The following is an 18,008-nucleotide window of genomic DNA, read 5'->3' on the forward strand; positions in this document are numbered from 1 at the left end:
CGGCTCAGCGGACGAGGAACTCCTCGTCCACCCAGCGACGGAGCAGCGTGCCCAGTTCGGCCGCGACGTTCAGTTCAGGTTGGGCCTCGGCCAGGTCCGCACACGTTTCGGCGAAGCTGCGACCCGAGGCCAGCGCATCCAGCGCCTGAGCCTCGAGCGGCCCCAGGCTTCTGAAGTGCGGTGAATGGCCGCGCCGCCAGATCAGCAGGTCCAGCGGCGCGGTCAGCGGCTGCGCGGCCGGCGGCGTCTCGTCGCCGTCGAGCGCCTGCCACAGCGCCAACGTGTTGAAAGACTGCTTCAGGCGCGCGTAGCTGGGCGGCAGCTGGAGTCGCAGGTCGGCCCAGTCCTCGGACGCCAGCGACGCCAGGTCGGCCATCGTGAGCGTCGGCGCATCGGCGGCATCGAAGGCGCTGCGCAGCGACCAGTCCAACGCGGCCAGTTCGGCGATCTCTCCGTCATCCGGCCATCGTTGCCGGAGCCAGTCGGCGAAGTCCGCGCCATACCAGCGCAGACTGAAGTGCTGCGAGCCGTGGACCTCGACGAAGGCCAGCGCCTCGCGCTCGAACCAGTCGTCGCCGAGGTATCGCAGCGTATGCCCGTGGCTGTCCGCCAGCGTGTCGTGCAGCCGCGCGCGATAGGCATGGTGATAGATGGACAGGCGTCGCTCCGCGGCGATGCCGGGACCACGACGCAGCTGGTTGTCGATCTGGCTGGGTTGCCCGATGAGGTAGGCCTGCAGCGACTGCTGCAGGTCCAGGAGCTGAAGAGGCCGATGGGGCTGAAGGGGGTGAAGGGGCTGCTCGATGGCGTTCATGCGGCCTTCCTTCCGGCGTCGCCGGGCCAGGTGGTCGCGGTGATCACGCGGGCCTGATCGAGTTCCTCCAGCAGTTCCGACAGCGGCGGAATGTGGTCGTCCCGTTCGATCATCGTCGCCACCGGGCCGAAGCGTCGGAGCGCCTCGGCGTACAGCTGCCAGACCGGCTCGGCCACCGGCTGGTCGTGCGTGTCGATCAGATGGTCGCCGTGGTCGCTGTGGCCGGCGACGTGGATCTGCTGCACGCGATCGGCGGGCAACGCATCGAGGTAGGCGAGCGCATCGAATCCGTGGTTCACGGCGCTCACATGGATGTTGTTCACATCGACCAGCAGCAGGCAGTCGGCCCGTCGCGCGACCTCGGCCACGAACTGCGCCTCGGTCAGGCTGGAGTCCGCGTAGTCGAGATAACTGGAGACGTTCTCGACCACCAGCCGGCGGCCCAGCGCTTCCTGCGCCTGACCGATGTTGCGCACCACCACCCGCAGCGCCTCGTCCGTGTAGGGCAAGGGCAGCAGGTCGTGCAGATGGCGACCGTGAACGCCGGTCCAGCACAGGTGATCGGAGACCCAGAGCGGCTCGACGCGACGGGCCAGCGACGCCAGCTGCCGCAAGTAGTCCGCATCCAGACCCGCCACGGCACCCAGGTTCATCGAGACCCCATGCATCACCATCGGAACCTTCGCGCGGATGCCGTCCAGCATAGCCAGGGGCTTGCCGCCGGGCACGAGGTAGTTCTCCGAGATCACCTCCAGCCAGTCGACCGGCTGGGGCCGCTCGAGGAACTCTCGATAGTGCGTGCTGCGCAGCCCCAGGCCGAAGCCCGGGCTCGGCTGCGCGACGCGCGATGCGGGGCCGGGCCTCATGGGCTTACTTCGCGGCCAGATCGCCGATCGTGCCGCCTGCGCTCAGGCACGACGCCGCGCTCATGCCCTTGAAGCTGTGACCCTTGCAGGCGTTCTGGCCCTTGCAGGCGTTCTCCGTGGTCTTGCAGTCCGCGTTGCCCTTGCACTCGTGCACGCCGTAGCAATGCACCTTGTCGCTGGCGGCCACGGCCAGGCCGCTGCTGCCCTGGGGGGCGGGCGCCGCCTGGACGGACAGGGCGAACAGGGCGGCGGCGGCGGCCAGGGCGGCGGATTGGGTCTTGCTGATCATGGGGTGCACTCCGTAAGAAGGTTCAGGTGGATGAAGCGGAGCGCTCCTGCGCGTTCCGTACCCTTCTATTCGGAGTAGCCGCCGCTGAGGTTACAGCGCCCGGAGAATTTTCTTCGCCGCGCCGTCCCCACGACCGATCGCCGTCGACCGTGGCCGCTGAAGCCGGTCGACATCCAGGCGTCGCAGGCCCAATGACAAAGCCGCCCGAAGGCGGCTTTGCGACTGACCTCTGTCGAAGGGAACGCCCCGGAGAGTTCCGAGGCGACCCATTCACACGTTCACTTCAACGTATAGCTCTGCTGCGCCGTGTCATACGCGCCGTTGCGCGCCGGGTCCCAGTACGTGAAGTTGAAGCGCACGATGTCGCCCTTCTTCAGACCTGACACCGTGTACGCATTCCCGCTGCCTTCCTTGAGCATGCGCACGTTCAACTGGCCACCGCCGTTGACCGTGTAATGCACGTCGGCCCAGGTGCCCGTCGCCTGCGAGAACTTCACCGTGGTCGCCGTCGGCTGCGTGATGCCGTCGGGCGTGGTGGGCGTGGTCGGCGTCGTCGGGTCTGTCGGCGTCGTCGTTCCCGTATCCCAGTACACGTCGTCGATCGCGAACTGGAACGCCTGCGTCGGCAGCTTGGTGTTGTCGCCCGAGAACATGAAGATGTCCGCGATCGACTGCAGCGCGACCTTCGGTCCGATCAGCGTCGAGATCGGCACCGTCGCCGTCGCCCATTCCCCATTGCGCACCAGGCCGAAGGCCGTCGTGTTCGCCGGGAAGTTCACCCAGTTCTGGTTGGTGTAGGTATCACCGATGCCGATGTTGAACGACACGTTCGCCGGGATCTTGATCTTGAACTTCAGATTCCCATTGCGGTAGTTCGTCAGGTCGCGCAACTGACGCGCCTGGATGCCGCCGCCGAACCACTGCCCCGGCGTGTTGTAGCTCCACGCGATGACGTTGGTGCCCTCGGCCGGCTGGATGTTGCCCGCGCCGGTCGACGCGCCGTTCCACAGGAAGATGTCGGACGTGGTGCCCGCCACCAGCTTGTTGCTGATCGTCGTGTTGTCGGTGAACACGCCGAACTTGCCCGCCGCTTCCGGCACGGTCTGGTTGCCCAGCTTCACCTCGCCCTTGCCGTCGAGCTCGTACACGCGGACGTAGTCCACGTACATCGTGCCCGGCAGCGGCGCCGTCACCTGCGAGGGATTCGCCGCGTCGGTGAAGTTGCCGCCCACCGCCAGGTTCAGCAGGATGTAGTACGGCGCGCGCAAGGCCTCGGTGTTCACCGGCAGCGGTTGGTCGTACATGTCGTGCTCGCCGTCGTTGTCGACGACGGTGAACCGCATCTGGCTTTCCGTCCAATAGAAGCGGTACTTGACGAAGCGGTTCGCGAACGACGTCGTCGGCTTGTACCAATTCTTCGTCTGCCACGCCGTCGACGCCGCACACGATTCATTGCCCGGCACACACGCGGCTTCCGCGAAGGTGATCACGTTGGCGCCGACGAAGTAGTCCGGCCCCGGCGCGCCCGCGGCGGCCCAGGCCGACGACTTGTGGCCCAGCTCGGCGATGTCGATCTCGCCCTTGCGCGGCCATGCCTGCGGGCTGGTGCCCAGCAGCCACGCCGCCGGCCACAGACCCGTCTGCAGCTGCGGGGTCGCCATGCGGATCTCGATCATTCCGTACTTGACCTGCACCTTGTTGAAGGAATCGATCTTCCCCGAGGTGAACTCATTGCTGCCGACGGTCTGCCGCAGCGCCCGGATCGCCAGCGCCCGCGTGCCGACTTCAAACGGCACGTCGGCGATGGAGAGGTTGTTCGGGCTGTAGTACTCGAGCTCCGCATTGCCGTAGCCGCAGAGATTGATCTGGCAGCCATTGCCGTCGTACGCCGTCCAGAGCCCGGTGTTCAACGAAGCGCCATTGAATTCCTCGGACCACAACAGGCGACCGATGGTCGGGTTGGTCACGCTGGCGTCGGCCTGCGCGGCGGCAGTGACCAACAAGCCCAAGGCGGTAGCGCGCAGGATCCCCTGCGCGTCGAAGCGGTTCTGCAATCCCATTCATGTCTCCAAGAGGTGTCGATGGTGTGCGGGAGGGCACCGATCGGCACGGTCCGGCCAGCGCTCTGCGACGCTGGTCCGGGTCCGCGACTTTTCTCCTGCGCCAACCATCCTAGGCAAGAAATGCGGATTCTGAAAGCGCTTTCATAAAATTGGGGTTTTGGATTGCAACGGCTTGAAAGTGCCCGTCGAGCGCAGCGCCCCGCATCCCGCCTCTGCCAGAGGTCCGAAATGATCGGGGGCGCGCGCTCGCCGGCTGCCTCGGTCGTCGACGGACGTCACGCCGCCGATCAGATCTCCTTCAGCAGCGTGTCCGCGATGCGCAGGCTCAAGGCCGCGCCGGTCAGCGTCGGGTTCATGCACGAGGCCGACGGCATCACGCCCGTCCCCGCGATGAAGAAGTTGGGATGGTCGTGCGTGCGGCAGTCGCGGTCCACCACCGAATCCTTCGGATCGTCGCCCATCAGCGTCGTGCCCATGATGTGCTGGCGGTCCTGATGCTTGGTGTCCACCTTCAGGACGTCCGCTTCCATCAGCTTGGCCATGCGCTCCAGGTCCTTGACCGCGAAGTCGCGGCCCGCGTTCCAGTAGTCGTTGACGCTGTAGTAGATCTCCGGCACCGGGATGCCGATGGCGTCCTTGTGCGTCTTGCTCGGGACGATGCGGTTCTGCGGCTGCGCCTCGGTCTCGAAGTCCACCGCCACGTTCAGCGAGCGTGCCGAGCGCTTGCGGATCTCCTCGTCCAGCTTGGCGCCCATCACGCCCTTGGCCAGCAGCTCCGACGCGATCTGCTGCGTCGTCACCGTGTTGCGGAACTTGGTCTTGTAGCTGGGGATGTCCTTGCGGAACGGTCCGTCACGGTAGTTCAGATAGACCAGCAACTCCGTCGGGCCCTGCCCCGGCCACACGTCCTCGTTCATCATGATGTTCATGCTGATGCCGGTGTGGCCCATCAGGTTGCGGCCCACCTGGTCGGAGGAATTGGCGATGCCGTTGGGGTACTTCTCCGAGGTCGACATCAGCAGCAGCTTCGGCCCTTCGATCGCGTAGGCGGCCAGCACGAAGTGACGCGCCGTCAGTGCGTGCGAGCTGCCGTCCGGCTTCTTGTAATGGACGCGCGTGATCTTGCCGTCGGGGCCTGCCTCGATGCGATAGGCCACCGCGTTGTCGAGCAGCTTCGCGCCCGCGCGTTCCGCGACGTCGATGTGCATGGAGCCGTCGTACTTCGCGCCGATCGGGCAGACCGGGTTGCAGTTGTTGTTGCCCGCGCAGACCGGCCGGTTGCCGTAGGGACGCGACGCGCGGCCGTGCGGCTCGATCACCGGGTGGTAGCCGCCGGGCTTGAGCATCTCCGCCACCCGCTTCATGAAGTAGGGCTCGTTGAGCGGCTTCATCGGGAACGGCTGCGAGCGCGGCGGACTGGCCTCGCCGCCGTGGCCGCTCTCGTCCTGGCCGTCGACGCCGGACACGCCCAGCTCCGCTTCCGCCTGGCAGTAGTAGGGCTCGAGCTCGTCGTAGCCGATGGGCCAGTCGCGGCCGCGGCCATAGAGCGTCTTGAGCTTGAAGTCGTTCGGGATCATCCGCCACAGCGCGGAGCCGAAGTGCCAGGTCGTGCCCCCGACCACGCGCAGGTACTTGGTCGGATAGGAGACCGGCCCGGTCTGGCGCAGGTAGTCGCCATAGGTCGACGGGATGTGCGGCGGATTCGGGAACGGGGACCCCGCGCCCTGCAGCTTCATGTTGGCCAGCGAGAGCTTCACCGGCGAGTTGCGGAAGGTCTCCACGATGTCGGCGCGGCGCACGCGCGGACCGGCTTCGAGAATGATGACGGACTTGCCCGCCTTGGCGACGCGGCTGGCGATCAGCCCGCCCATCACTCCGGACCCGATGACGATCAGGTCGGCGTCGTACTGTGTGCTCATGCGGTCTTGCGTTCGTTGGTGGCGGCCGGGGTCACAGGCGGGGTCACGCCCGGCTTGTCGCCCCAGGAGTCGGGGCCGGCGCCGTAGGTCGGCACCACGAGGACGTCCTGGGTCGGGCGGTACATCAGCGCCTCGGCGTAGCTGATCAGCTCGGCGTCGGCGTCCTGGCCGACGATGCCCAGGTACCAGGCGGAGACGATGCGCGTGGTCAGCGCGCGCAGCGTGTCCTGGAGCTCCGGCGCGTCGAGCAGTTGCTCGACGCTCGCGGCCTGGCTCGTCGACATCACCGCGAGGAGCGACCGGGCGCTGTCGTCGAACTGCGGATCGCGCCTGGCCAGCGCCGCCTGGTAGCGGCCGGCCAGCGTCGCGTCGAGCGGCTTTCCGCCGGTCAGGAAGACGGAGAGCCGCAGGAAGTCGGGGGCCGGCAGCGCGGCGGGCGCCGCGCCGGCGGCGAGGCCATCGCGCGCGGCCAGCAGGCCCGCGCCGCCCAGGGCCAGCGCGGTGCCGGCCAGCGAGGCCATTTCCAGCAGGCTGCGCCGCGAGAGTGACCGGTTCAGCGCCGACGAGGGATCGTGTTCATGGGTCATGGAGGACTCCGTTCAAAAGGCGCCGCGCAGTCGCCGGGCGCGTTGCACACGGCGTCGGCGACGCAGCACGAGGACGATCAGCACCAGCAGCACCAGCACGCCGCCCGGCACCATGAAGGGCTGCGCCTTCGCGAGGAAAGGCTTGGGGCCGCCGGCGCGGGCGACACGGACGTCCTCGACACCGACCTTCACCGCAGCATTGCCGTAGCGGCTCAGCACGTAGTTGGCGAGGTCGGCGATCTCCTGATCGCCGAGCCGATCGGTGAAGGACGCGGCATCGCCGAAGGCCGGCATGAAATGCGGCTTGCCGGCGACGGTGCGGTCCACGCCGTGCAGGATGGTGGCGATGAGGTTGTCGGCGCGATCGCCGCCCGTGGCGCTGTTGTGGAACAGCGAGGGGTACTCGCCGTTCGAGGTCCCGGTTCCGTTCTCCTGATGACAGTGCGCGCAGCTGGCGCTGAAGACCCGCCAGCCGGGATCGACCTGCTGGAGACCGCGCAGCGCGACTTCATCGCGGGACGCCTCGCCGAACGCGTGGCGCGCCTTGCCGACCGCCTGCGCGGCGGCGCCGGCCACTGCCGGCGTCTGCTTCAGATAGGCCACGATGGCGCGCAGGTCCGATTCGGGCAGGTGCTGCAGGCTGTGCTCGATCGCCTCGGCCATCGGGCCGGCCGCTTGCGCCTTGCCGTGGACCTGACCGGTCCGCAGGTACTGCACCAGCTCGTCCTCGCTCCATCCGCCGATGCCGTGCACCGGGTCCGAGGTGATGTTCGGCGCGAACCAGGGGCCGACGTTGGCGCCGGACAGGAAGGGCTTGCCCAGTTCCTCGGCCATCAGCGTGTTGCGCGGCGTGTGACAGGTGCTGCAGTGCGCGAGCGCGTTGGCCAGATAGGCGCCGCGATTCACCGGCTCCGACTTCGCGGGGTCAGGTGTGAAGCGCTCATCCTTCAGGAACAGCGCGTTCCACACCGCCATCGAGGCCCGCACGCTGAACGGGAACGGCAGCTCTGTCTCGGCCACCGGCTGGTCCACCGGCTTCACCTCGTGCATGAAGTACGCGTAGAGCGCGGCGGTGTCGGCATCGGACAGCTGCGTGTACGCGGTGTAGGGCATCGCCGGGTAGAGATGGCCGCCGTCGCGACGCACGCCCTGACGCAGCGCGCGCTGGAACTCGAGCAGCGTGTACCCGCCGATGCCGTGCGTCGTCGACGGCGTGATGTTGGTCGCCACGATGGCGCCCATCGGCGACTCGATCCGATAGCCGCCGGCGAAGGGCGCGCCGCCCTTGGGCGTGGTGTGGCAGGCCGCGCAATCGGCCGCGATGGCCAGTTGCCTGCCGCGCGCAATGAGCGCCGCGTCGACCGCCGGCTGCTCCGCCAGCGCCAACCCCGGGCAGGCGCACAAGGCCAGCATCGAGAGCGAGAGCGCCGCTGCGCCACGCGGTATCCACCTCGTGAAATTCATCCGTTCGACCCCTGTCCGTTGTTCGTGCGGGGGCGAGCGATGCCTCATCGATGCCCCATGTCTACAGGATTGGTACCGGTACCAATTCAGATCGACGGATTTTGCATACGAATGAGTTCACCAAAGCGAAGAGCACGAGCGGCAGTCGCACCGGCGAGTCGGCACGAGCCTCTGCTCGCACGGATTTTCCATTTCGGGGCGCGTCGTTCCAGGCCCGTGCCAGAACGGTGCCAGGTCGTGCCTCGCGGGAGCATCGTGTCGATGACGACGCCCGCCAGGCTAGGTCAGCCGATCCAGGCGCCACGCCGCCGGTGTCGATCCGGTCACCTTGCGGAACACCCGACCGAAGTGCACGGCATCGGCAAAGCCCGTGGCCTCGGCCACGTGGTCCAGCGACCGGGAGGTGTTCATCAACAGATCCTTCGCCCGCTCGATCCGTGCGCGCAACTGCCATTGGTAGGGGCCACGCCCGTCGACGCCTTGAAGGCGCGGCTGTAGTGCGACTGGGACAGGTCCGCCAACGCCGACAGGGTCGCCAGATCCACTCGCGCCGGGAGTTGCGAATCCAGGAACATGATCGCGTCCCTCAGCTGCCTCGGAGACAGGCCCGCCGCCGGCCTGTCGGCGGTCCTGGGCGGCTCCAGCAGCCGAGCCGCGATCGCCGCGATCAGCGAGTCCCCGTACAGCTGCGCGCCAGGATCGGGATCCTGCACAGCCTCGGCCAGCAGCTTCGCCAGCGACCACACCCGGTCATCGGTGAAGCGCAGTCTCGGGACGTCGAGCAGACCTGTGCCTGACGGGATCTGCAGACGCTCGCACAAGGTCGGCATGTCGAAGCTGAGGCTGACATCCTTGACGAAACGCGCATCCGCCGTGTACCCCCAGAGCTCGATGTCCGCCGGCGCGAAGTGCATGTGACGCGGCCTGTAGTCGACCGGACACGGGGTGTTCGCGCTCAAGCGAGGCTCGCAACGGCCGCGGCCGACTTCCTCCAGGATCACGCCGAGCCGGGTCTCGGGTCCGTGCCGCATCTGATGCAAGACCCGACCCCCGCAGGTGAACTCCGTCACCTCCACCAGGACCCCGCTCCAGCGGCGGCCTGAGGTCTCCCGTTTCAACAGATTTTCGGGAAGCTCAGGAGGGCTCGTCATGGAAACGATGTTCGCATTCCCCTACGTGGTACGGTAGCCCCGCTGCGCGTGCAGCTGTGTTGCCAGAACAGGAACGCGACGTGGATATCGACGAGCTGAAGACCTTCGTTGAAGTGGCGGACGCGGGAGGCATCTCCTCCGCCGCGCTCCGGCTGGGGGTCGCCAAATCCATCGTGAGCCGGCGTCTCGCGCGGCTGGAAGCCGACCTCGGCGTGCAGCTGCTGGCGCGCACGACGCGGGGCGCGGCGCTCACGGAAGCCGGGATGACCTTCCGGGACTACGCCGCCCGGATCTGCGCGGAGCTCGACATCGCGCGGGAGACGGTCCTGCCGGCCGGCGACCTGCGCGGGCGCCTGCGCGTCGCCGCGCCGCTGTCCTTCGGTCCGACGCACTTCGCCGCCGTGCTGGCGGAGATGGCGCGCCGTCACCCGCAGCTGCACCTCCAGACCTGCTACAGCGACCACTTCGTCGATCTCGTCACGCAAGGCTTCGACTGCGCGATCCGGGTCGGCTACCTGCCCGACTCGAACCTCGTCGCCGCGCGCGTCGGCGAGATCCACGCGAAGCTGGTGGCCAGCCCCGCCTACATCGCGGCGCACGGCGCCCCCGAGACCCCCGCGGAGCTCCTGGCGCATGAGGCGCTGATGCAGGGCACCGAGAGCTGGCAGCTGATGGATGGCGACGAGGTCATCACGGTGCGTCCGCAAGGGCGCTTCAAGGCGGACAACGGGTCGGCGCTGGTGGCCGCGGCCGTCGCGGGGTTGGGCATCGGCTATCTGCCCGATGGCCTCACCCACAGCCATCGGGCGTCCGGCGCCCTGGTGCCCGTCATGACCCGCCATCCCGTCCGGACGGCGGGCGCCTATGTCGTGCGTCCACCCGGCCCGCACCCCTCACGGAAGATCCGCGTGCTGATCGAGTTGCTGCGCGAGTACTTCGACCAGACACCGAATCTCGTGGCGGCGTAGGGATCGCCTGCCCGGTGGTCGCCTACTCGCCGCTCGCCTTGCCGCTGAACACCGGGATCGATCCAAGGATGACATGCGCGGGGCCGGTCGTCGGCACGCATCCATTCAAGGCCGCCGAAGCCGATGTGCCCGGTGCCATCCGCCGGATCATCGAAGCGCAGATCGCCGTCCACGATTCATGGGGTTCTCCTCCGAGGCATGACCTGACCCTCAGCCGGCGATCTTGGGGATGTTGGACCCCTTGGTCGCCGACTCCAGCAGCTGGACTTCCCCGGCGTAGGCGATGCCGCTGGCGCCGCCATGGTCGCGGACGACTTCCGTCAGCGCGACGGCAGTCTCCACGCGCGCCCAGTCGCGCTGCCATTCGGAGATCACCGCCATCCAGGTGATGGGCACGGCGCCCGCCTGCACCAGCCGGCGCACGGCCATGTCGTGGGACTCCGCCGACACGCCGCCGGAGGCATCGGTGACGACGAACACGTCGTAGCCTTCACCCAACGCCTGGATGGCCGGCATCGCCAGGCAGATCTCCGTCCACAGCGCCGCGAGGATCAGCTGCTTGCGGCCGCTCTTCTTCACGATGTCGGTGACCGCCGGATCCTCCCAGGTGTTGATGAAGGTGCGGTTGATCGGCTTCTGGTCGGGGAACACGTCCTGCAATCCCTTGATCAGGTAGCCGCCGCGCTCCTCGATCACCGTGGTCAGATGGTCGGCACGTCGAAGACCTTCGCGCCCTTCGCGAGCCCGATGACGTTGTTCGTGATCATCGTCGGCTCGTGGCTGTGGAGGTTCGCGAACTGGTAGGGCTGATGGTCGATCAGGACAACGATGCTGTCTTCGGGACGAAGCAATGCGGGAAGACCGGTCTTGGGCATGGGTAGTTCCTTGAATGATCCGGCGCTCACGCGCCGTCGGTGGGATTGAGCAGGCTCCGCCGCGGCGATGCGCGGCGGGGGGTCGCCTGCGGGTGAGAAGGGATGTTGCCGACGCCGCCGCGAGAGGTCACTGTCCGATCTTGCGCAAGACAGTCGGAATCGATCGCCGACGAGTACCGCCCCTCGTCGATCAGGTCGCGGCGCATGGCTTGGATGACGGCCTGCACGAGCAGGCGCGGACCGACCGCCCCCGTCCGGAGGGGCACGGTGGTGCCGCCGACGTCGCAGGCCGGCAGGGTCGGAGAGAGGGCCGCAGCGATGCCGGCCCGCATGAGCGGATGGCGATGCACGACGACGACATCCGCGAACGCATGGTCTCGCGGGGTCTGTCGCGGGACCGGCGGGGGGTTGTCGATAGGGATGGTCATCAGAGTGTCTTCATCGATGCGCGGATGGCTGACGGATGCCGCCCTGACGGGTTCAGAACCGGTACTGCGCACTGAGGCTGAGGAAGCTCAGCACCTTGCCGGCGCCGGTCTCGCGCAGGAACGCGCAGGCCGAGCGCCACTGCGCGCGCGCTCACCCCGCCTGACCGCCACCACCGCCCCCGCGCATTGACGGGTGCGGCGCCCCTCATCGAGCTTGGTAGTAGCCGCCGAAGTACTTGATCGGTGACCAGGCGGGTAAGACCTCGGGCAGCACCGGCGACAGCGATTGGTAGTCCTGCGCGCCGTACACCACCCGGCCATCCATGACGGTCAGGACCGAGCCGACGGACTTGATCTGGGACTCCGCGACGGTGAAGTAGTCCTTGTCCAGCAGCACGAAGTCGGCGAGGTAGCCCGGGGCGATCATGCCCACCTCCGCGTCGGCGTGCATGAACCACGCGGCATTGCGGGTAAACAGCCTCAGCGCTTCGACGCGCGACAGCCGGTTGTCCTTGGCGAGCACCTCGGTGCCGGCGATCGACTTGCCCGACACCATCCAGCTGATGCCGACCCACGGATTGAACGAGGCCGCGCGGAAGGCGTCGGTGGTCATGGCCAGGGGGATGCCGCTGTCGACCAGCTCGCGCAGGCGCGGCGTGAGCAGTGCCTTCTCGCGGCCGTGGGTCTTGATGAAGCCGTCGCCGTGCAGCGCCATCTTGGTGTCAAGTGCGATGCCGCCGCCCAGCGCCTTCACGCGGGCGATGTTGGCGGGACTGATGGTTTCGGCGTGTTCGAGGCTCCACCGCAGGCCGTCGAGCGGCGTCTTCTCATTGAGCTTCTCGAGCGCATCGAGGAAGGGCGTGATGTTCTCGTCGTAGCTGATGTGCTCGCGGAAAGGGATGCGACGCTGGACCAGCTTGGCGATGTCGCGCTCCACCAGTTCGTGCCACTTTTCCGGCGGGATGACGATCGCGGGGCGGTCGAAATTCTCGTGGTCGTGCACCTCCGCCGACAGCAGCTCGCCGGCGCCGCGATAGACGTGACCGTGCGCCAGTTGCGGGTGCAGGTTCTGCCCGGGACTGATGGGCGCCGTCTTCGTGATCGCCGTGATCTGCGCGTCCACCACGTTGCCGTCGAACTGGATGTCCACGAAGGGCATGCGGATGTTGAGGCGGTTGTCGCGGGCGAGGACGTCCACGGTGCGCTGCGCCTTGGGATAGCCGCGGAAGCCCGTGCCCGCGTCGACGATGGACGTGATCCCGACGCGGTTGAGGCTGTGGACCGTCTGGATCAGCGAGCTCAGTTCCTCCTCCGCGCTGAGCTGGGGAACCATGGCCTCGATGGCGATGAACATGAAGGTGTTGCCATGGACCACGCCGGTGTACCGGCCCTGCTCGTCCTTCTCCAGCACGGTGTCCGGCAGCTTGGGGAACTTGTCGGTGCCCACGCCGAGGGCGTCCATCGCCTGCTGGTTCAGGTAGGCGCGGTTGTAGGCGTACTGCACGATGAGCGGGCGGTTGGGGACGGCCTGCCGGATCTCCTCGATGGTGGGGAAGCGCTTCTCCTCGAACTGGTAGGGAGACCAGCCGCCGATCACCTTCACCCACTGCCCCTCCGGGGTCCGCCTGGCCTGCTCGCTCAGCATCGCCAGGGCGCGACGCAGCGTCGGCACGCCGTCCCAACGCAGGGTGTAGTTGTAGCCACCCTCGTTGAGCACGTGGGTGTGCGCGTCGATGAGGCCCGGGATGAGCCGCCGGCCGCGGGAGTCGATGAGTCGCGTGCCGGCGCTCTTCAAGGCCAGCACCTCGGCTTCGGAGCCGACCGCGTAGATGCGCCCGCTCTTGACGGCCAGGGCGGAGGCCGCGGGTTGCGCGGCATTGCCAGTGAAGATCTTGGCGTTGTGCACGATCAGGTCCGCGCCTGTCGCCTCCTGCCTGACCTGTGCATGGACGTGGGTCAAGGCGATCATCACCAGACCTGCGATCAGTCGCTTCAGCTTCACTGTCATTTCCCTCTCGATGGATATGAAAGAACGCCGCTGTTCCGATCTCGTTCCACGAGCCGGACACCGCATGCGTCGAATGACGGAAATGGTGCCGAGGCGGTACCGCGCCGTCACTGATCGTTCCTGCTGCCGGCAGCACGATCCGCTCATGGGGACTGGCGTTCCGCCGGAGGGCCCCGTTGATCCGGGCGAGTGCGGATAGGACATTCCCGGACGTGGCACGGCGACGCAAGCACAGGTCGCAATCGTGCAAGCGCGGCTATGGCCGGCGAGCACCTCGCTGACTACCGTTGCCGCGGGGTGTGAGGCGCGACCCCTTCGCGTCGCCCCGAGCGAAAGAGCAACTCATGCGACATCTCTCCGACAAGGCCGATCGGCTCGCCTTGGTCCTGGGCATCCTCGCCGTGCTGTCCACGCAGGCGCAGGCCGGCAAGCTCCTGCTGTCCGGCGGCGCGTACGACGACGCCAACACCGATCTCTTCGTCAACGGCCTTCGCAAGGCCACGGGTCGCGATCCCAACTTCACGCCCAACATCAACAGCACCAGCAACTGCGGCACCGACTGGACCACTACGGTCTGTCCCCGCATCGCCGTCATCACGGCCGCCAAGGACAGCTACGCGACCGGGCTGGACGCGTTCCAGAACGACATCCCGGCGTCCGGGTCCTCGCCGCTCAAGCGCGGCTACTACAACCTGTTCCAGACCCACGGCTTCTCGCCGAAGTTCATCACCGCGCACGTCGACAACTACGGCGTGCACAGCAGCGCCGCGACGCCTCAGGGGCAGGCCAACATCGCGCTGATCCAGCAGGCGGACGCCGTGTGGTTCGCCGGCGGGGACCAGGCCAAGATCATCCGGAGCTTCCTGACCGACACCGGGGCCGACTCGGGCCTGGCCGCCGCGTTGCGATCCCGGTGGAGCAACGGCAACGGCAACATCGTCATCGCCGGGGACTCGGCGGGCAACCATGCGCTCAACGCCACCATGCACGCGTCCGGCGTCAGCTACGGCTACCTCTACTTCGGCGCCGAACTGCAGGACAAGCCGGTGACGCAATGGCAAAGCCTCATGGACACGCGCGACGGCGCGACCGCGTTGCGCGCGCTGGAGAACGGCGCCACGATGAAGGCACTCGGCTTCCTGCCCTCCGGCCTCCTGAGCGACACCCACTTCGATTCGCGCTCCGGGCGACTCGGACGCCTGGCCGCCGCGCTGCGCGATCTGAGCGTGCAGCAAGGATTCGGCGTGGACGAGAACACCGGCGTGCTCGTCGACACGGCCGCGCAGACCGCGACGGTCTATGGCGCCAGTTCGCTCATCGTGATCGACACCGCCGCCGCCAGCGTGCAGGCGGGCACGTACTACAAGGTCAACGGCCTGCGCGTCAGCCTGCTCACCGCCGGTGACCGCTACAACTACGCCAGCAAGAGCGTGACCAGCACCAAGGCGGCCATCGGCAGTCCGTACTACTCGAGCTACTTCGACGCCACCGACGTCTTCGCGGCGCTGCAGACCTCCAAGTCGCTGACGCGGCTCGTGGACCAGTCGCCGACGACCAACATCGGCACGGCGCCCGTGCCCTCGTACAGCTCCGGACCGAATTACCCGTCGGGATCCCCCGCCATCAAGCTGCGCTTCACGCGTGACGCCTCGACCAAGGGCTATTACGGCAGCGGCCGCTACACGGTGGACAAGGCCAAGGTCGACATCTACTGAAGCGCCGCCGGTGCGCGCAGAGGCCTTGGACCAGGCCCCTGCGTGCGCAGGTCGCCAGCGCGGGTCGTCAGCGCGGGTCGTCAGCGCAGGTCTTCAGCGCAGGTCGCCAGCGCAGGTCGCGCGGCCGACGCTCAGCGCTGCCAGGTCGGTCCGGCGTCGTCGATCTTGACGTGCGCACCGGGCTGGAAGCCGGCCGCCAGCAGCGCTTCCTGGGCGACGCGCGCGGCGGGGCCGATCTGGCCGATGCACGCGCGCGACGCGTCGTCCATCAGCGAGGCGTACAGCGGCAACGCCGGCAGCAGGTCCGCGAAGTCCCTTCGCCACTGGGGACCGACGCCCGGGGTGTCGCCCTGCTCCGGCAGGAAACGGGCGCCCAGTCCTTGCCAGAACGGCGACAGCCCCCGCGCATCACGATGGCCCTGCAGATCCACGGACAGGCGGCCCTGCCCCTCGCGGGCCTGCACGATGCTCTTGAGCAGAAGGGCGAGCTTGAGCGCGCCCTCCTGCGCTCCCGGGTCGACGGCCAGATCGGTGATCTCGGCGGCGTCGCACAGGTCATTGCCCAACAGCAGGATCTGCTGCGGATTGAAGAGGTCCAGTTCCTCGCTCAGATGCACGAGCCTGCCCACGCGGAAATGGAATCGCAGCGCCTTGCTGGCCCTCACCGTGTCAGCGGGAGCGCCGGCATCGGCGGATAGGGCGGACAGGGCGGGCACCAGCCGGGCGCAGGCCTGCACGCGGTCGTCCTGCATCAGCAGGAACAGCGACTGTCCGGTCGTCAACGACGTCGGGACCGGCTCGCCGAGTTGATTCACCCACCCCGCCATCGTGTCGCGCCATGAGGCCGCCAGCACGCCCGGCGCATCGACGCGTTCAACCCTCATGGCAGCTCTCCTGCGAAGCGTCGGCGAGTTGCAGCGGCGCGATGTCGACCTGATCGCCTGCCGCGAGTCCCAGGCGGTGCATCGCGTCCGCGCCCAGGCTCGCCCCTGCGCCCTCGCCGTCCAACTGGCCCAGCGTCGCGCGGAAAGCCTGCCGGTCGCCGGCGGCCATCAGGTACCAGGCCCCCGACAACGAAGAGGAAGAGGAGGAGGAAGAAGACGCGGAGGAAGACGCGGCGCCATGGACCGCAAGCGGCGCGCGGCCGTCCAGCGCCGGCGCAGTCAAGGTCTGCGCGGAACGCACCGTCTGCAGCTGGTCCAGGTGGGCAGCGACCGTCGGTCCCGCGTCGAACACATCGACGTAGGTGTCGGTCTCGAAGCCCTCGCGGAACAGGATCTGGAACGGCAGCTCGCCCACGGGATGCAACTGGCCGATGCTCATCTGCGCCACCGGCGGCAGCAGGCCGACGTAGACGGGCGTGCGCGGCATGAGGTCGGCGATGAGGGATTTGCTGCGACCTTCGCTCACGCGTTCCGCCTCGGGATAACTCATCTTGAAGAAGCGCTCGCCGACCGCCGACCAGAACGGCGAGTGCCCGTGTTCATCGGACACGCCGGGCATCTCCGCGGCGATGCGCGAGCCCGCGAAGCGATCGGCGAAGCGGCGGATGAACAGCAGCCGCGCGCGCGACAGCAGCTCGGGCGCGACCGTGGTCTCGAACTCGGGCTCGATGTAGAACGAGGTGAGCAGCGTCGATCCGGTGAGGTCATGGCACAGGTGCAGCGTGTGCATGCGCCGGGTCACGCGCAGACCGCGGGACGCATGGACCATGAACTCGTTGCGGTAGCTGTAGAAGCGCTCATGGAAACCGGCGCTGGCGGCGATGCCGCTGCAGCCGATGACGCGCCCCTGGTGTTCCAGCAGGAAGAGATAGGACTCCTCGCCGCTGGCGACGTCCTCGGACTGGAAGGACTGCTCGGCGTGCTCCAGGCGACGGCGCAGCTTGACGGGGTCCTGGGGCAGCGAGCCGATGCCGTGGACGCTGGACGCGGCGATGCGCTCCAGCGCCGGCAGGTCGGCGCACGAGGCCGGACGCAGCAGGAGATCGTGTGGGTTCAAGCGCCCTCTCCTCGATCGTGGGGGCAAGAGGGATTCTCACCGGGTGAAGAAACGGAGGCCGTCGGCAGCGGGTCGTCGACGGCCGGGGGGGCGGTGGCCGCGGTGACCGCGGTGGCTGCGGCGGGTGCGATGGCTGCGGCGAGTGCGGCGAGTGCGGCGAGTGCGGTGGGTGCGGCGGGTGCGATGGCCAAGGTGGCGCCCGGCGCGCGTTCGTCGCGAGGCGTGCGGCCGAATCGCGCCTTGTAGGCGTTCGAGAAGTGCGGCCCCGACGAGAAGCCGCAGCTCAGCCCCACCTGCAGGATGGATTGCCCGCTCTGCAGCAGCAGGCGCCGCGCGCGCTGCAACCGGAGCTCCAGGTAATGCCTGGACGGCAGCGTGTCGAGGTGGCGCTTGAAGAGCCGCTCGAGCTGACGGCGGGACACGCCGCACAGACGGGCGACGTCTTCGGTCGGCAGCGGTTCGCCCAGGTTGGCCTCCATCAGCGCGAGCGCGTCGCGCAGCTTGGGGCTGGCCGTCTGGCTCAGGCGTCCCGGCTTGGGTTGCGGCTCCGCCGCGGCCCGGCCGCGTTCCAGTCCGAGCAGCGGCGCGAGGTCCGGCAACAGGTGCTCGCCATGCCGTGCTCCCAGCCACGCCACCAACGCATCCACGAGCGCGGCGCCGCTCGTGGCGGTGAGGATGCCGCCCGCCCGTTCCGCTGACGGGCCTGTTGTACGGGGCTGTTGACGGACCTGCGGACAGCCCCGCTGACGACCCCGCCCATGGTCCCGCCGTCAGGGCGCCCGCGGCGCTCGCCCAGAGCTGCGTGGTCCACAGCACGGCGGGGAACTCGGCCTGCAGCGCATCGGCGCTGCTCCACGGGC

Annotated in this window: 18 protein-coding genes; 2 read left to right on the forward strand and 16 right to left on the reverse strand. The window is 68.2% G+C overall.

Going from position 1 to position 18,008, the window contains the following annotated elements; translation table 11 throughout:
- Window positions 1-4 precede the first annotated feature (4 nt).
- The 9 genes from ACFJIX_RS03880 to ACFJIX_RS03920 form a co-directional block, all read right to left on the reverse strand.
- Window positions 5-814 carry a DUF2063 domain-containing protein gene (locus ACFJIX_RS03880; RefSeq protein ID WP_377157886.1) on the reverse strand — a complete coding sequence of 270 codons (810 nt, stop codon included), beginning with the start codon at window positions 812-814 and terminating at the stop codon, window positions 5-7.
- A complete protein-coding gene (locus tag ACFJIX_RS03885) occupies window positions 811-1,680 on the reverse strand; it encodes a DUF692 domain-containing protein (RefSeq protein ID WP_377157888.1) in 870 nt (289 codons plus the stop codon). Before ACFJIX_RS03885 ends, ACFJIX_RS03880 begins: the two co-directional genes overlap by 4 nt.
- A gap of 4 nt (window positions 1,681-1,684) precedes the next feature.
- Entirely contained in the window at window positions 1,685-1,969 is a 285-nt protein-coding gene (locus tag ACFJIX_RS03890; protein ID WP_377157890.1) for a hypothetical protein, read from the reverse strand.
- 278 nt (window positions 1,970-2,247) lie between these two features.
- Window positions 2,248-4,029 carry a family 16 glycosylhydrolase gene (locus ACFJIX_RS03895; RefSeq protein ID WP_377157891.1) on the reverse strand — a complete coding sequence of 594 codons (1,782 nt, stop codon included), beginning with the start codon at window positions 4,027-4,029 and terminating at the stop codon, window positions 2,248-2,250.
- A 290-nt stretch (window positions 4,030-4,319) separates the two neighbouring features.
- The gene (locus tag ACFJIX_RS03900; RefSeq protein ID WP_377157893.1) at window positions 4,320-5,951 is read right to left on the reverse strand and encodes a GMC family oxidoreductase; all 1,632 of its coding nucleotides are present in this window, start codon (window positions 5,949-5,951) and stop codon (window positions 4,320-4,322) included.
- The gene (locus tag ACFJIX_RS03905; protein WP_377157894.1) at window positions 5,948-6,538 is read right to left on the reverse strand and encodes a sugar dehydrogenase complex small subunit; all 591 of its coding nucleotides are present in this window, start codon (window positions 6,536-6,538) and stop codon (window positions 5,948-5,950) included. The genes ACFJIX_RS03900 and ACFJIX_RS03905 overlap by 4 nt, the downstream gene beginning before the upstream one ends.
- 12 nt (window positions 6,539-6,550) lie before the next feature.
- Window positions 6,551-8,002: a c-type cytochrome gene (locus ACFJIX_RS03910; RefSeq protein WP_377157896.1), complete on the reverse strand. Its 1,452-nt coding sequence runs from the start codon at window positions 8,000-8,002 to the stop codon at window positions 6,551-6,553.
- A 279-nt stretch (window positions 8,003-8,281) separates the two neighbouring features.
- Window positions 8,282-8,449 (reverse strand): helix-turn-helix domain-containing protein, encoded by a 168-nt coding sequence (locus tag ACFJIX_RS03915; RefSeq protein WP_377157898.1) that lies wholly within the window; start codon window positions 8,447-8,449, stop codon window positions 8,282-8,284.
- Window positions 8,413-8,961: a hypothetical protein gene (locus tag ACFJIX_RS03920; protein ID WP_377157900.1), complete on the reverse strand. Its 549-nt coding sequence runs from the start codon at window positions 8,959-8,961 to the stop codon at window positions 8,413-8,415. The genes ACFJIX_RS03915 and ACFJIX_RS03920 overlap by 37 nt, the downstream gene beginning before the upstream one ends.
- A gap of 272 nt (window positions 8,962-9,233) precedes the next feature.
- Between ACFJIX_RS03920 and ACFJIX_RS03925 the strand changes: the two genes are divergently transcribed.
- Window positions 9,234-10,121: a LysR family transcriptional regulator gene (locus ACFJIX_RS03925; protein WP_377157902.1), complete on the forward strand. Its 888-nt coding sequence runs from the start codon at window positions 9,234-9,236 to the stop codon at window positions 10,119-10,121.
- Between the two features lie 210 nt (window positions 10,122-10,331).
- Here ACFJIX_RS03925 and ACFJIX_RS03930 read toward each other — a convergent pair whose 3' ends face one another.
- From ACFJIX_RS03930 to ACFJIX_RS03945, 4 genes are all read right to left on the reverse strand, one after another.
- On the reverse strand, window positions 10,332-10,817 hold the full coding sequence (locus ACFJIX_RS03930) for an isochorismatase family protein (RefSeq protein WP_377157904.1): 486 nt from the start codon (window positions 10,815-10,817) through the stop codon (window positions 10,332-10,334).
- A gap of 5 nt (window positions 10,818-10,822) precedes the next feature.
- Window positions 10,823-10,996, reverse strand: coding sequence for a hypothetical protein (locus tag ACFJIX_RS03935; protein WP_377157906.1), 174 nt, complete (start codon window positions 10,994-10,996; stop codon window positions 10,823-10,825).
- Between the two features lie 26 nt (window positions 10,997-11,022).
- On the reverse strand, window positions 11,023-11,424 hold the full coding sequence (locus ACFJIX_RS03940) for a hypothetical protein (RefSeq protein ID WP_377157908.1): 402 nt from the start codon (window positions 11,422-11,424) through the stop codon (window positions 11,023-11,025).
- A gap of 205 nt (window positions 11,425-11,629) precedes the next feature.
- Window positions 11,630-13,432, reverse strand: coding sequence for an amidohydrolase (locus tag ACFJIX_RS03945; RefSeq protein ID WP_377157910.1), 1,803 nt, complete (start codon window positions 13,430-13,432; stop codon window positions 11,630-11,632).
- A gap of 344 nt (window positions 13,433-13,776) precedes the next feature.
- On the opposite strand from ACFJIX_RS03945, the gene ACFJIX_RS03950 reads away from it, so the two are divergent.
- Window positions 13,777-15,147: a cyanophycinase gene (locus tag ACFJIX_RS03950; RefSeq protein WP_377157912.1), complete on the forward strand. Its 1,371-nt coding sequence runs from the start codon at window positions 13,777-13,779 to the stop codon at window positions 15,145-15,147.
- 131 nt (window positions 15,148-15,278) lie between these two features.
- On the opposite strand, the gene ACFJIX_RS03955 is transcribed toward ACFJIX_RS03950, so the two are convergent.
- From ACFJIX_RS03955 to ACFJIX_RS03965, 3 genes are read right to left on the reverse strand one after another with little or no spacing between them, the layout of a single operon-like run.
- Complete coding sequence (locus ACFJIX_RS03955; RefSeq protein ID WP_377157913.1) at window positions 15,279-16,031, reverse strand: arginine N-succinyltransferase; 753 nt, start codon at window positions 16,029-16,031, stop codon at window positions 15,279-15,281.
- A complete protein-coding gene (locus ACFJIX_RS03960; RefSeq protein WP_377157915.1) occupies window positions 16,021-17,148 on the reverse strand; it encodes an arginine N-succinyltransferase in 1,128 nt (375 codons plus the stop codon). The genes ACFJIX_RS03955 and ACFJIX_RS03960 overlap by 11 nt, the downstream gene beginning before the upstream one ends.
- Window positions 17,145-17,795 carry a helix-turn-helix domain-containing protein gene (locus ACFJIX_RS03965; RefSeq protein WP_377157917.1) on the reverse strand — a complete coding sequence of 217 codons (651 nt, stop codon included), beginning with the start codon at window positions 17,793-17,795 and terminating at the stop codon, window positions 17,145-17,147. Before ACFJIX_RS03965 ends, ACFJIX_RS03960 begins: the two co-directional genes overlap by 4 nt.
- Window positions 17,796-18,008 lie beyond the last annotated feature (213 nt).

It is taken from the genome of Roseateles sp. UC29_93 (assembly GCF_042695725.1).
Lineage (GTDB): Bacteria > Pseudomonadota > Gammaproteobacteria > Burkholderiales > Burkholderiaceae_C > Roseateles > Roseateles noduli_A.